The organism is Shimia haliotis (assembly GCF_900114415.1).
Lineage (GTDB): Bacteria > Pseudomonadota > Alphaproteobacteria > Rhodobacterales > Rhodobacteraceae > Shimia > Shimia haliotis.
In genome coordinates, this window is sequence record NZ_FOSZ01000001.1 from 142,943 (window position 1) to 156,945 (window position 14,003).

Here is a 14,003-nt window from a genome sequence, read left to right on the forward strand (position 1 = left end):
TCCGGTCCCTCAGAGAGGCCAAATCAACGGGATCACCGCCGACGCCAGAAGCCCGATGGACAGGTTGAGCGGAATGCCAGCTTTCATAAAGTCGGTGAATTTGTATCCGCCAGGACCAAACACCAGCATATTGGTCTGATACCCGATGGGCGTGGCAAAACTGGCAGAGGCGGCAATCATCACGGCAATCACCAGCGGTCTGGGATCAACGCCAATCGCTGTCGCCAGCCCCACGGCAATGGGGGTGACAACCACGGCCACAGCGTTGTTTGACACCAGTTCCGTCAGCACCGAGGTCAACAAATAGATCGCCCAAACCATCAGGAATGGTGGCATCTGCCCGACAAAAGGTGCCAAGGCTTCAACTACAAGCGACACAGCGCCCGAAGCCTGCAAGGCCGCGCCTATCGCTAGCATCGAGAAAATCAGGGCCAACAACCGCCCGTCCACAAAGGAAAACGCTTCATCCGCGTCGATACAGCGGGTCAGTAACACAACTGCGACCGCCAGAATCGACAACAGGAAAATCGGTGCCACGCCAAGGCCGGCCAACACCACAATCGCCGCCATCGCCCCCAAAGCGATCGGCGCGTGTCCGCGGCGGTATTCGCGTTCCGATGGCTGGGACACATCGACCATATCCATCTCGGCGGCCAGACGTTGAATGTCTTCCGGCGCACCTTCCAACAACAGCGTGTCACCAACGCGGACCACCAGTTGATCAAGCTGCTGGCCGATGTTCTGGTTGCGACGGTGAACCGCAAGTGGATAGACCCCGAACCGACGCCGCAAACGCAGCGCCCCAAGACGCCGCCCCACCATTTTGCAGCCCGGAGTGATCAGCACTTCAACTGTGGTGGTTTCCACCGCGCCCACCTGATCCAGCCGTTTCAGAGATTTATTGCGTTGCAGGCTGAGAAGCTCGGTCATTTTTGTGCGCAGAACCACACGGTCCCCGACCTGCAACTCCACGCCTTGCAGATTGCGCCGCAGCGACGTGTCGCCGCGGATCACGTCGATCAGGCGCACACCTTCGCGCTTGAAAAGCTGAACCCCCGTGACTTCCCGCCCGATCAGGTTGGATTCCGCTGGGATCACGGCCTCGGTAAAGAACTTCATCTGGCTGCGGTTGGAACCTGACAAAAGGTCGGCCATGCTGGCGCGTTCCGGCAACAGCTTGTCGCCAAAGAGATAGAGATAGAGCATTCCCCAAGCCACCACGATCAAACCCAGCGGCGTGACTTCGAAAATCGTGAACGGCTCCAGACCTTCAGCGCGCGCAACCCCGTCCACCAACAGGTTGGTCGACGTCCCGATCAATGTCAGCGTGCCGCCCATGATCGCCGCATAACTCAGCGGGATCAGCAGTTTGGAGGCGGAAGTGTTCAGCGTCCGCGCCAATTGCGTGAACACAGGGATCATCACCACCACAACCGGTGTGTTGGACACAAAGGCTGAGGCCACAATCACGAAAACCAGAAGCATGGCAATCGCCAGTTTGGGATTTGTGCGTGCCTGTTTGTCAGCCATATGGGTAAAGGTGCTGAGCGCGCCCGTGCGCACCAAGGCGCCCATCACGATGAACATCGCTCCAATGGTCCACGGCGCAGGGTTGGACAGAACCGCAAGCGCTGCGTCATAGGGCAAGACGCCAGACAACAACAGGAACGCCACCCCGCCGATGGCCACAACCTCGGTCGGATAGCTCTCACGCAGGAATAGGGCAAACATCACCGCAACAGTGGTCAGGGCCAGCACGGCCTCGGTTGTCTGCGAAAAGTCAAAAAGCTGCATGAGCGCTCCAAAGTCACATCCGGCCCAGATGTAACATGGCCCCTCGGTCGGGCAAGCGAATTAACAGGGGTCTTAGCGTCAATCTTCGCGCGGTTGCACAAGAAACATGCCCATAAGGATCAAACCCAAGGCCGCCCAGACCCACAGCGAATAACGCTCACCAAGCAGAAGCATCGACCAGAGTACGCCCGTGCCTGTCACCAAATAGCTCACCTGCGCCGCAAAGACCGACCCTGCGCGGCTCACCAGCCAGACATAGGCGGTATAGACAATCACATGGATCACCGACGACAAAAGCAAGGCATATTCCGGCGCGTTCCATTCGGTGCGCGGATCAATGAACTGGCCTGAACCAACCGCAAGCGGCAGAGCCACAATCGCCCCCACCACAGAGGCCCCGTAAAGAACATGCCCCGGCCCAAGCCCGTGCATGCCCCATTTGCTGACGATATTGCCCTCAAAGGCATAACACAGCGGCGCGATCACCGCGATTGGCAGCCAGACAACCATCGCCGGATCCGGCAAAGCTTCAGGCTCCGCCAACAGGAACACGCCGCCAAGTCCCAGAACCAACCCGCCAAGCCGCAGCCAGCTGAACCGGTCCACGCCAAGGAGGAGAGCGACAGGAAACGCAAACATCGCCACCAGTGAAATCACCAGCGACATAACACCGGCCGGCAATTCTGCAGCTGCCCGATACGAGAAACTGTTGGGCAGCACGGTGCCAAGGGCCGCGATCAGCAGGAAAAACCACAAAAGACGCGGGGGCAGGGCGATGGACTTGCCCATCGCAAGCCGGGCCACAAACATAAATGCGGCCCCCAGCGCCAGCTGCCAGAAAATCAGGCCGAGAGGCTCATACCCTTCCGACACCACAATTTTGGTCAGTGGCTGTGTGATCCCCCATCCGGCCCCGATTGCCAGCAGGATGCCAAACCACCGCCATTGCATCATTTCAAAGAGGCCCCGCCTGACTCAGACGGCCACCTTGGCGCACCATCTCGATACGGGTGGCCTGACCGGTGCTGTCATCGGTCTCGACATAGACACCGGATAGCGTTGCTTCTTCCAGCGCCGGTGTGAAGCGGGCCTTGGGCATGCCGGTCACGAACCGCCGCATGGGTTCGGTTTTTTCCATGCCAATCACAGAGTTATAGTCGCCACACATGCCAGCATCAGCCTGAAATGCGGTGCCCTTGGGCAGAATCTGCGTGTCCGCCGTCGGAACATGCGTGTGGGTGCCGACAACAAGGCTGGCCCGCCCGTCGCAGAAATGGCCCATGCCCATTTTCTCCGATGTGGCTTCGCAATGCATGTCGACAATGGCCGCCTGTACCAGGCCGCCGCGCGGATGCGTGCGCAATACCTGATCCACGGCGGAAAACGGGTCGCCATAAGGCTGTTTCATAAACACCTGGCCCAGAGCCTGTGTCACCAGCACCTTGCGTCCGCCGCGCGCTTCAAAAACGCGGAACCCTTTGCCCGGCACATCTCCCTTGGAGTAATTCAGCGGGCGCAACACCCGCGGCTCGCTCTGGATGAACTGCATCATGTCCTTCTGGTCAAACGCATGATCGCCCAGCGTGATGCAATCCGCACCGGCCTCAAGGATCACTTTTGCATGGGCGCCCGAAAGCCCCATGCCATTGGACGCGTTCTCGCCGTTCACCACGACAAAATCCAGCTTCCAGTCCTCGCGCAGCTTTGGCAACCGCTCGGCAATCGCCTTACGGCCCGCGCGGCCCATTACATCACCAAGAAAGAGTATTTTCATACCGCAATGGCCTATCCCCCTTCGAGCGCTAGCTCAAGCACAGATGGCGGGATTGAGTGTTTTTGGCGGGATGAAGTCGCGGGCGACAATGGACGGGCAACGCACTTCTGGCGGCAAAGGCGTTGTCCAAGGGCATGTTCCGGCGCAAAGTAGCTTTGTCCCTATTTCCATGACCAAGCTTTTTAGGAGCCTCAGATGAAGCAAATTGTTCCCCTCGCCATGGCCGCAGCCCTTGCCGCATGCTCAGCCGAAGACAGCAAAGACGATATGGTTGGCATGGCCAATCCAGCATCAGTCTATTGTGTCGAGAAGGGTGGCACGTCCAAGATTGTCAAAGCGGCTGACGGCAGCGAATCCGGCCTTTGCGTTTTGCCTAATGGGTCTGAGGTGGACGAGTGGAGGTATTTCCGTGAAAACAATCCGGAGTAAGACAGCCTTTGCCCCATGTTTTTGTGACCCGCCGGTCAAGACTGTTGCAGGCCTTCTTCTTTGGCGTATCGTAGAAAGGATATTTTTAAACAGGTGCCTTGATGAAACCACTCTTCGCGACTGCCCTTTTTGCCGGAACCCTGACCTTGTCAGCATGTTCCACGTCCAACCCGTTTGAGCCGGCTTATGCCAATGATCCGGCCTTCTCGGGAAACTACGCTGCCGAATTCTGCACCAACCGCGGTCACAGTTATGAGGCCCGTCAGCAAGCAGACGGCAGCGTGACCGGTGTTTGTAAGTTCGGCAACGGCGGCGAAGAAGACGCCTTTGTCTATTTCCGTAAAAACGCCACTGGCGGGTCGCTCTAAAGCTCGATGATCCGGCTTTCGGTGATCATCATGTCGAGCGGCTGATCTGTTGGTTCAAGAGGCAACTCGTCTGCCTCTTGGGCATCAAAGGCAAAACCTATCGCCAGAGTTGCCCGTCGCGCCCGCAGCCGTTCCAGCGTGCGGTCATAAAACCCGCCGCCATAGCCAAGCCGCCCGCCTTTGGCATCAAACGCCACCAGCGGAACAATCACAATTTCCGGTTCAAAAAAGGCATCCGTAATCGGGACACGCGCCCCGAATGGCCCGTCCCGCAACGGGGCGTCGGGCTCCCATCGGGAAAATTCAAGCGGCATGGCTTCGCCTTGAATGACCGGCACACCGACAGGGCCGTGCGCAGCCGCCTCGGCCATCGCGGCGAGAGGGCTGATTTCGGTGCGGATCGGCATGTATCCGGCCAGCGCCACACCGCGATAGCCTGCCAGAACTTCTGACAAATGCGCAGATTGGCCCGGGGTTGCGGTGTCAAAGGCGGCTTTGCGACGCGCGAAAGCGGCCTTGCGTGCTTGGGTTTTGATCGCGGTCAGATCCATCACGGCGTCCTATAGAAGAATACTGGAGGCAAGGCCCAGAAAGGCAAAGAAACCAACGACATCTGTGATGGTTGTGACAAACGGACCGGACGCGAGCGCAGGGTCAATTCCGGCGCGATCCAGCGCCATTGGTATGACAATGCCCCCCAAGGCCGCCGCGATTTGGGTGAACACCATCGCAATGCCAATCACCAAGGCCAGCATCGGCACGCCAAACCAAGCACCGGCCACCAAGGCCATGATGAAGCCGAAGAACACGCCATTCAACGCGCCGACAGACAATTCCCGCCGCGCCACCCGCAGCGCGTTTTGCGAGGTCAGATCTTTGGTCGCGAGCGCACGCACCGTCACCGTCATGGTCTGCGTGCCGGCATTGCCGCCCATCGAGGCCACGATTGGCATCAAAACCGCCAGCGCCACCATCTGGTCAATGGTTTCAGCAAAGGCATCAATCACCAATGACGCCAGGATTGCTGTCAGCAAATTCACAAAGAGCCACGTCGCGCGGCCCTTGGCAGCTTCAAAAATGGTGTCCGATAGCGAGGTCTCCTCGCTCACACCGGCAAGGCGCAAAATGTCTTCTTCGTGTTCTTCATCCAGAACCGCCATGGCGTCATCAATGGTGATCATCCCGATCAAGCGCTCGTCCGCATCCACCACAGGGGCGGATATCAGGTGATACTGGTTGAATGCATAGGCGACATCTTCTTCGTCCTGAGTGACCGGAATGGTCTGGAATTCCTCTTCGACGATCGTGTGCAGCAGTACAGAACGCTTGGAGGACATCAAACGGCCAAGGGTGACATTGCCTACCGGTTTCATGCGCGGCGTGACCAAAATCACGTGGTAAAACTGTTCCGGCAACTCGGGGGCATTGCGCAAATGGTCAATGGCCTGCCCAACGTTCCAATCCTCAGGCACCCACACCGTTTCGCGCTGCATCAGGCGACCGGCTGTGTTCTCCGGAAAAGACAGCGCCTGTTCCACGGCGACCCTGTCGGCGTCATCCAGCTGATCTAGAATGGCTTCCTGCTGGGGTTCGTCCAGATCTTCGACCAGATCGACGATTTCATCGCTTTCCAGCTCGCGCACGGCCTCCGCCAGCACGTCCGGGCGCAGAATAGAGATGATCTCTTCGTGTAGAGCATCATCCAATTCCGACAGAATATCACCGTCAAATTCCCCGCCATACAGCTGCACAAGGCGGCGTCGGTCATTGGGGTTGATCTGTTCGATGATGTCCGCGATGTCGGCAGGGTGCAGCGGCTCCAGCAACTCGATCAGCGTTTCGCGATCCTGCGCTTCCAAGGCGTATATGATGCCCGAAACCAGTCTGCGATCCAGCCGATAGGCGTCTTCGTCTTCGGGGGTGTCCGGAGTGTGCTGATCGTCGAATTCTTTCATGACGCGCCTCCGGTCTGTCGGTGCCGGCCTGCCGTGGCCAACTTGTCGCGACAATAGGCCAATCGATTGATACAGTTCAACGTAAGACGACGATTTACACGTCAAAAAAGGCGCGATACGAGAGCGCGCTGCGTGATTGGGAGACCGTGATGACTGCCGCCAAACTATTGCTGGGCCAAACCCTCGCGTTTGACGCGAACCCCTTCGAGACCGAACCGGAGAAAGCGGCCCGTGTCGAGCGCCGCGGAGCGGTTCTGATTGACGGCGGAAAGATCATTGCCACCGGACCTTCCGACACAATGCGCGCCGCGCATCCGGAGGCCGAGGTTGTGGACTATGGCGACGCTGTGCTGTGTGCCGGTTTTGTCGACGCCCATGTGCATTATCCACAGACCGGCATTGTCGCGAGCTGGGGCAAGCGCCTGATTGACTGGCTCAACAGCTATACCTTCCCAGAAGAGATGCGCTTTGGCGACCGCGCATATGCGGACGAGATTGCTGGCACCTATTTGGATCTGACCGCACGCCATGGCACCACGACAATGGTCAGCTATTGCACCATTCATCCCGAAAGCGTCGACGCCATTTTCACCGCCGCTCAGTCACGCGGCCAACGCATCGTAGCTGGCAAAACCTGTATGGACCGCAACGCACCAGATGGTCTGCGCGACACGGCACAATCGGCCTATGACGACAGCAAGGCATTGATTGGCAAATGGCACGGGCAAGCTCGCCTGAGCTACGCCATCACCCCGCGCTTCTCTCCGACCTCTTCACCCGAGCAATTGCGCGCGCTGGGCGATCTTTGGGCCGAACATCCCGACTGTCTGATGCAAACACATCTGTCCGAGCAAACCGATGAAATCGAATGGGTGCTCGGCATGTTCCCCGAAGCGCGGGACTATCTGGACACCTACGAGGCCTTCGGGCTTCTGGGGGAAAAGGGGCTTTATGGTCACGCCATCCACCTCGAACCCCGCGAACGCGCCCGCCTGCACGAAGTCGGGGCAGGGCTCATTCATTGTCCCACCTCCAACACCTTCATCGGCTCTGGCCTGTTTGAAATGCAATCCCTGATGGATGAAGGCCAGCGCGTCGGTCTTGCCACGGATACGGGGGGCGGTTCGTCGTTCTCGATGCTGCGCACAATGGCGGCGGCTTACGAGGTCGCGCAACTGCGCCACACACCTCTGCACGCGGCACAATTGATGTGGCTCGCCACCCAAGGCTCGGCGCGGTCCCTGCATATGGAAGACAAAATCGGCAATCTGGCTGCAGGCATGGAGGCCGACATTGTCGTGCTTAATCTCGCATCAACGCCTGACATCGCGCAACGCTCGTCGCGGGCAGACGACATCTGGGAAGCGATCTTCCCGACCATCATGATGGGCGACGACCGCGCCGTGAAGGCCACGTGGATCAATGGGCAGCTTGTGAAGGGCTAATCAGGCTCGGAATCAAGCCGTAGGCGCCGGACTGGACCAATGGACCGGCGCGCAGGCCCGCAATTCTAAAACGCCTTGAACGTCAGCGTTGTCAGCGAGCGCTCAATCCCGTCGATATCAAGAAGGTTCTCGTTGATGTATTTTCCCACATCCGCATCTTCGGGAATGTAGAGTTTCATCATCAAATCATAATCGCCGGACGTGGAATACAGCTCCGAATGGATTTCCTTCAGCGCAATACCTTCGGCCACACGATAGGTGGTGCCGGGTTTGCAGCGGATCTGAATGAATACACATGTGGTCATCGGGCGGCCCTTCTCTGGCTCTGATTTCTCGCGCTTAAGCTGGCACAAATGCCACCCGATACACAATCCGAAATCCGCCCCCTTGGCCCCCGCGCAACCGGCTCCTATAAGAACCGTGAAAGACACCCAAAGGACGACCCCGATGCGCACAGCAAGCGTCACCCGCGCCACCGCGGAAACCGACATCACCGTCGAGATCAACCTCGACGGATCAGGCACCTACGACAATCAGACCGGCGTGGGCTTCTTTGACCACATGCTGGATCAACTGTCGCGCCACTCGCTGATCGACATGACTGTGCGCGCCAAGGGCGACTACCACATCGATGACCACCACACGGTAGAAGACGTGGGCATCGCGCTGGGTCAGGCCCTCACACAAGCGCTGGGCGACAAGCGCGGCATCCGCCGCTACGCCTCCTGCCACCTGCCGATGGACGACGCTCAGGTGCGCGCCGCGCTGGACCTGTCCGCACGGCCCTATCTGATCTGGAACGTCGAGATGCCGACCCAGAAGATCGGCACCTTTGACACCGAACTGGTGCGCGAATTCTTCCAGGGTTTCGCCACCCACGGCGGTATCACCTTGCACGTCGACCAAATCCACGGCTTCAACAGCCACCACATCGCCGAGGCCACTTTCAAGGCCGTCGCCCGCGCCCTGCGCGAGGCCGTCGAAGTGGACCCGCGCAAGGCCGACGCCGTGCCTTCGACCAAAGGCGCGCTTTAAGCTGGCTGCGCCGCGCCCATGACGGGACGGCGGCGCACCATCCATTCCGCGATCATCAGGTTAGGCACCCAACACAGCCACGCCACCAGCGGATAGCCTGTCTCTAGCCCAATCGTCATCGCCAGGATCGGCATCTCAAGCCGCAATGTGACAGCCGCCAGCGTCAAAGCCGCGCTGCGGATCATCCATGCCTTGTGCAAGGCGACCCGCTTGTTGCGAATGTGCCAGACCGCCAGCGCCGTGGATCCAACCCACGCCACCGCCAGCAGACCAAATCCCAATGAAGCAACAGGCCCCGCCTGCGTGCCGATCGCCATCAGCATTCCGCCAACTCCTGCCAAAAGAATGGCCACCGCATAAACACGGCCCAGCCACCGATGCAGGGCAGGGCGGTCGATCCGCAACCGCGTCCAAAACTGCAAAGGCACCAGCATCAATGCCACCGGCGCAAGTCCGACATGGGCAAAAAACGCCAGCCGACGTTCGATCGCGTGATAGGCGACAAACTCCATCGACGTCTCCACACCCGCCAAAAGAAACCGCAGCGCCCAAAGTCCGACAGCCATACAAAAAAACCAAAGAAAAAACGTGCGCACAGTCATTAGAGCCTTCATAGGGTAGTCCCTCGCGTAAAAATTGACAGTGTAAAGTTGCCATAACTTGACACTGTCAATTTGACACTGTCAAGCCAATGCCGCACAATTCTCATATGACTGTGAAATCACTTAAGAAATCCCACCACCACGGCGATCTGCGCAACGCGCTGATAAATGCGGGAATCGAAATTCTCGAAGAAGATGGGCTCGACGCGCTCACTTTGCGCAAATGCGCGGCACGGGCAGGGGTCAGCCACGCCGCCCCCGCGCATCACTTTGACGGATTGCCCGGTTTGAAAGGCGCCATTGCCAGCGAAGCCTTTGGGATTTTTTCGCGTCACATGCTGGAAGCAGCCCGCTCCGAAGGCGACAGCGCCAACGCACGCCTCAGGGGCATTTGCCGTGGCTATGTGCAGTTTGGCCTGAGCCACCGCGCCCTGCTCGACACCATTTTTGGCATCGACATGACCGAGTTGGAACGCGAGCCGATCGAGCATGACGACAGCTCCGCCTATCAAATTCTGCGCGATGCCTGCGCGCCGTTTGTGCCCGCTGGCACACAGCCCGAAGTGGTCGAATTTCAGGTCTGGTCGCTCATTCACGGCTATACCATGCTGTTTGTGCGCGGCCATTTTGGGTGCACCGCGCCCTCCGATGTTGCCGACGGGCCATTTGATCAGGTCATGGCGTTGCTGGATCGCATCGGCACCGCGCCAAAGCCTTGACCTCTGCGCTCCTCTGCGTCAGGTGAGAGGCAGACGATTTCAGGGACGACTTCTGCCATGCTGACAGCCATCATCGACTATGAATCCGGCAACCTGCACTCCGCCCAAAAGGCGTTCGAACGTATGGCGCGCGAAGTAGACGGCGGAGAGGTCGTGGTGACGTCTGATGCCGATGTCGTGGCCCGTGCCGACCGTCTTGTTCTGCCTGGTGACGGAGCATTTCCCGCTTGCGCCGCCGAACTGCGCGGCCACAAGGGCATCTACGACGCCATGGTCGAAGCGGTCGAACAAAAAGGCCGCCCCTTCCTTGGTATCTGCGTCGGCATGCAGCTGATGGCGACCACCGGTCATGAGTACGAAGAAACCTCAGGCCTGGGGTGGATTGCCGGTGACGTGCGCAAGATTGAACCTGCGGACAAGGCACTCAAGGTGCCGCATATGGGCTGGAACGATCTGGTGATTGACCACCCGCATGCGCTTCTGGACGGTATCGAAAGCGGTGACCACACCTATTTCGTACACAGCTATCAATTCCACGTTGCAACCCCTGCGGAGCGTCTGGCCCATGTCGATTATGGCGGTGACGTCACAGCCATTATCGGTCGCGACACAATGGTCGGTATGCAGTTCCACCCCGAGAAAAGTCAGGACATCGGTCTGCGCATGATCGGCAATTTCCTGAAGTGGGCGCCGTAAAATCCGCTGGGCTCAGGGTCGGATTGCCGGACCATCAACCGTTGCTTTTATGTTCTTCGCCAGAGCGATTCCCTCGTTTCTGCACCGTCGAAATACCGACGTGATACCGCCAACAAAAACGCCGCCCGATTGGGCGGCGTTCAATGTCTTAACTGGCTGAATTTATTTCCGCTTTTTGGGCGGCATCAGGTCCGTAATTGTGCCTTCAAACATCTCGGCCGCAAAGTTCACCGTTTCCGACAGGGTCGGGTGCGGGTGGATTGTATGGCCAAGATCTACCGCATCCGCGCCCATCTCGATGGCCAGCGCCACCTCGGCAATCAGATCACCCGCGTTGGGGCCAACAATGCCCGCGCCAATCACGCGCTCATGTTCGTCAAACACCAATTTTGTAAGGCCTTCGGAACGTCCGAGAGACAGCGACCGACCAGACGCCGCCCAAGGGAACACACCCTTGCCAACCTTCATACCTTCGGCCTTGGCTTGGGTCTCGGTCACGCCAACCCAAGCCACTTCGGGATCGGTATAGGCCACCGACGGGATCACGCGCGCATCAAAGTGGCGCTTGTGACCTGCTGCGACCTCTGCAGCGACCTTGCCCTCATGCACCGCCTTATGCGCCAGCATGGGCTGGCCCACCACGTCGCCAATGGCAAAAATGTGTGACACACCAGTGCGTTGCTGGCTATCGACCGCGATGAACCCATGTTCATCCACTGCCACGCCAGCGGCACCTGCGTTGACCTTGCCGCCATTGGGACGACGCCCGACAGCCACCAGAACTTTGTCAAAGGTGTCCACGACCTCGCCCTTGGGGCCTTCCATCGTGACCTCAAGCCCAGCGTCCGTTGCGTTAACGGCTGTGACCTTGGTTTTTGTCAGGATGGCCTCATACCGTCCTTCAATCCGTTTGTGCAGCGGTTTCACCACATCTTTGTCCGCACCGGGGATGATCTGATCCATGAATTCCACGATCGTGACCTTGGAACCCAACGCGTCATACACGGTCGCCATTTCCAGCCCAATGATGCCGCCGCCTAGCACCAAAAGGCGTTCCGGCACATCCTCAAGCTCCAGCGCGCCGGTGCTGTCGATCACCCGCGGGTCATCATGTGGAATGAATGGCAGGGTGACAGGCTCGGAACCGGCGGCGATCACACATTGATCAAAGCTGACCGTGGATTTCGCGCCGTCATTGTCGACCTCGATCATGTTCGGCCCGACCAAGCTGCCAAAGCCTTTCACAACCTGCACCTTGCGCGCTTTCGCGAGGCCGGAAAGGCCGCCAGTCAGTTGATTTACAACGCTTTCCTTCCAGTCGCGCAGCTTGGCCAGATCGACTTCAGGCTTCGCAAAACTGATGCCGTGATCGCCCATTTCCTCGGCCTCGGTGATCACTTTGGCGGAATGCAGCAGCGCCTTGGACGGGATACAGCCCACGTTCAGGCAGACACCACCCAGCGAGCTGTCCTTCTCGATCAGCACAACCTTTTTGCCAAGGTCCGCCGCCCGAAACGCCGCCGTATAGCCGCCCGGACCAGAGCCCAGAACCACGACTTCCGCATGCACATCGCCAGCGCCCGTTGCGGTGCCTGTTGCGGCCACTGCCTGCGGCGCAGCAGGCGCCTTGTGAGCCGCCGCTTTCGGAGCCGCGTCGGCCCCGTCTGCCTCCAGCACAAGGATCACGCTGCCTTCAGAAACATTGTCGCCCTCAGAGACTTTGATCTCCCTCACCACGCCTGCGGCGGGCGAAGGCACTTCCATCGTGGCCTTGTCGCTTTCGATCTCGATCAGCGGGTCTTCGGCTGCCACGGTGTCGCCAACCGACACCAGAACGGAGACAACGGGAACTTCGGAAAAGTCACCAATATCAGGAACTTGAACATCCATTGTCATCTCCTCACCACATCAACTTGCGCATGTCACCCAGCAGGGTTTTCAGCGTCACGGTAAACCGTGCGGCCAAAGCCCCGTCGATGGCGCGGTGGTCATAGCTGAGCGACAGCGGCTGCATCAAACGCGGCACGAATTCTTCGCCATTCCAGACCGGCGCCATCTTGGAGCGGGTCAGGCCGAGGATCGCCACCTCAGGTGCGTTCACGATCGGAGTGAAGGACGTGCCACCAATCCCGCCGAGGCTGGAAATGGTGAACGTCGCGCCCTGCATGTCAGGACCCTTCAGCTCACCCGCACGTGCCTTGCCGGACAGATCCATAAGGTCTTTGGAAATCTCGACAATGCCCTTGCGATCCGCATCCTTGATCACCGGCACCACCAACCCGTTGGGCGTATCTGCGGCGAAACCGATGTTGTAGTAATCTTTCTTGATCAGCTTGTCGCCATCGGGATGGATCGACGAGTTCACTTCCCAGTGTTGCTTCAACGCCGACACAGACGCCTTGATAACAAAGGACAAAAGCGTCACGCGATAGCCGTCTTCCTTGGCCATCGTGTCCATTTCCTTGCGGTATTTATCAAGGTCGGTGATGTCCGCTTCGTCGTTGTGGGTCACATGCGGAATGTTCAACCAGCTGCGGTGCAGGGCCGGACCCGAGAGCTTCTTGATGCGTGGCATTTCCACATCTTCGACAGGGCCGAACTTGGAGAAATCAACCGCCGGAATGGGCGGAATGCCCATGCCACCCGAAGCCGTGCCAACCACTGGCGCAGCGGCGGTCGAGGATTTCAGGAAGGCCGTGACATCTTCGCGCAGGATGCGGCCCTTGCGGCCCGATCCGTTGACCTTCGCCAGATCAACATCCAACTGACGAGCAAAGGCCCGCACGGACGGCGAAGCATGCGTCTTACCAAAACCTGCGTCTGTCACAGCCGCCGGAGCCGTCGCTGGTGCAACCGGTGCGCTCGGCGCTGACGGTGTAGGGGCGGCCGCGGGTGAGGAGGTCTCGACGACCTCCGAGACCGCGCCACCGTCTGCTTCCAACAGCAGGATCAGTGACCCTTCAGAGACCGCGTCGCCTTCGCCGACCTTGATTTCGACGATCTTGCCAGCCGCAGGCGACGGTACTTCCATCGTGGCCTTGTCGCTTTCGACCTCAATCAGCGGGTCTTCTTCGCTGACCACATCTCCGATGCTGACCAGAACGGAAACCACTGGCACATCAGAGAAATCGCCGATGTCGGGAACTTTAACTTCAATAGTCATTTGGAAATTCTCCTCTCTTCCCG

The 14,003-nt window shown here is 58.9% G+C and carries 15 protein-coding genes; 6 read left to right on the plus strand and 9 right to left on the minus strand.

Annotation, left to right across the window (positions count from 1 at the left end; genetic code table 11):
* Positions 1-9 precede the first annotated feature (9 nt).
* From BM069_RS00680 to BM069_RS00690, 3 genes are all read right to left on the minus strand, one after another.
* Positions 10-1,794, minus strand: a complete 1,785-nt coding sequence (locus BM069_RS00680; protein ID WP_093319026.1) for an SLC13 family permease — start codon at positions 1,792-1,794, stop codon at positions 10-12.
* A gap of 78 nt (positions 1,795-1,872) precedes the next feature.
* Positions 1,873-2,748 (minus strand): DMT family transporter, encoded by an 876-nt coding sequence (locus tag BM069_RS00685; RefSeq protein ID WP_093319028.1) that lies wholly within the window; start codon positions 2,746-2,748, stop codon positions 1,873-1,875.
* 1 nt (position 2,749) lies between these two features.
* On the minus strand, positions 2,750-3,568 hold the full coding sequence (locus tag BM069_RS00690; protein WP_093319031.1) for a TIGR00282 family metallophosphoesterase: 819 nt from the start codon (positions 3,566-3,568) through the stop codon (positions 2,750-2,752).
* 195 nt (positions 3,569-3,763) lie between these two features.
* Between BM069_RS00690 and BM069_RS00695 the strand changes: the two genes are divergently transcribed.
* Both BM069_RS00695 and BM069_RS00700 read left to right on the plus strand, forming a co-directional pair.
* Positions 3,764-3,997 carry a putative hemolysin gene (locus BM069_RS00695; protein WP_093319033.1) on the plus strand — a complete coding sequence of 78 codons (234 nt, stop codon included), beginning with the start codon at positions 3,764-3,766 and terminating at the stop codon, positions 3,995-3,997.
* A gap of 101 nt (positions 3,998-4,098) precedes the next feature.
* Complete coding sequence (locus tag BM069_RS00700) at positions 4,099-4,365, plus strand: DUF333 domain-containing protein (protein ID WP_093319036.1); 267 nt, start codon at positions 4,099-4,101, stop codon at positions 4,363-4,365.
* Here BM069_RS00700 and BM069_RS00705 read toward each other — a convergent pair.
* Together BM069_RS00705 and mgtE are read right to left on the minus strand one after the other, a co-directional pair.
* On the minus strand, positions 4,362-4,919 hold the full coding sequence (locus tag BM069_RS00705) for a 5-formyltetrahydrofolate cyclo-ligase (RefSeq protein WP_093319038.1): 558 nt from the start codon (positions 4,917-4,919) through the stop codon (positions 4,362-4,364). The two genes, BM069_RS00700 and BM069_RS00705, sit on opposite strands and share 4 nt — an antisense overlap.
* Positions 4,920-4,925: 6 nt before the next feature.
* Complete coding sequence (mgtE, locus tag BM069_RS00710) at positions 4,926-6,320, minus strand: magnesium transporter (RefSeq protein ID WP_093319041.1); 1,395 nt, start codon at positions 6,318-6,320, stop codon at positions 4,926-4,928.
* Positions 6,321-6,469: 149 nt separating this feature from the next.
* On the opposite strand from mgtE, the gene guaD reads away from it, so the two are divergent.
* Positions 6,470-7,765: a guanine deaminase gene (guaD, locus tag BM069_RS00715; RefSeq protein ID WP_093319043.1), complete on the plus strand. Its 1,296-nt coding sequence runs from the start codon at positions 6,470-6,472 to the stop codon at positions 7,763-7,765.
* 65 nt (positions 7,766-7,830) lie between these two features.
* On the opposite strand, the gene BM069_RS00720 is transcribed toward guaD, so the two are convergent.
* Positions 7,831-8,070, minus strand: coding sequence for an Lrp/AsnC ligand binding domain-containing protein (locus BM069_RS00720; protein WP_093319046.1), 240 nt, complete (start codon positions 8,068-8,070; stop codon positions 7,831-7,833).
* A gap of 142 nt (positions 8,071-8,212) precedes the next feature.
* On the opposite strand from BM069_RS00720, the gene hisB reads away from it, so the two are divergent.
* Positions 8,213-8,800, plus strand: a complete 588-nt coding sequence (gene hisB / locus BM069_RS00725) for an imidazoleglycerol-phosphate dehydratase HisB (RefSeq protein WP_093319048.1) — start codon at positions 8,213-8,215, stop codon at positions 8,798-8,800.
* Here hisB and BM069_RS00730 read toward each other — a convergent pair.
* On the minus strand, positions 8,797-9,366 hold the full coding sequence (locus tag BM069_RS00730) for a DUF2306 domain-containing protein (protein ID WP_244503488.1): 570 nt from the start codon (positions 9,364-9,366) through the stop codon (positions 8,797-8,799). The genes hisB and BM069_RS00730 overlap by 4 nt on opposite strands.
* Positions 9,367-9,509: 143 nt before the next feature.
* Between BM069_RS00730 and BM069_RS00735 the strand changes: the two genes are divergently transcribed.
* Positions 9,510-10,121, plus strand: a complete 612-nt coding sequence (locus BM069_RS00735) for a TetR/AcrR family transcriptional regulator (RefSeq protein ID WP_093319052.1) — start codon at positions 9,510-9,512, stop codon at positions 10,119-10,121.
* Positions 10,122-10,178: 57 nt separating this feature from the next.
* Positions 10,179-10,817: an imidazole glycerol phosphate synthase subunit HisH gene (hisH, locus tag BM069_RS00740; RefSeq protein WP_093319055.1), complete on the plus strand. Its 639-nt coding sequence runs from the start codon at positions 10,179-10,181 to the stop codon at positions 10,815-10,817.
* 162 nt (positions 10,818-10,979) lie between these two features.
* On the opposite strand, the gene lpdA is transcribed toward hisH, so the two are convergent.
* Both lpdA and BM069_RS00750 read right to left on the minus strand, forming a co-directional pair.
* Positions 10,980-12,707, minus strand: coding sequence for a dihydrolipoyl dehydrogenase (lpdA, locus tag BM069_RS00745; RefSeq protein ID WP_093319057.1), 1,728 nt, complete (start codon positions 12,705-12,707; stop codon positions 10,980-10,982).
* A 10-nt stretch (positions 12,708-12,717) separates the two neighbouring features.
* Positions 12,718-13,980: a dihydrolipoyllysine-residue acetyltransferase gene (locus tag BM069_RS00750; RefSeq protein WP_093319060.1), complete on the minus strand. Its 1,263-nt coding sequence runs from the start codon at positions 13,978-13,980 to the stop codon at positions 12,718-12,720.
* Between the last annotated feature and the right edge of the window lie 23 nt (positions 13,981-14,003).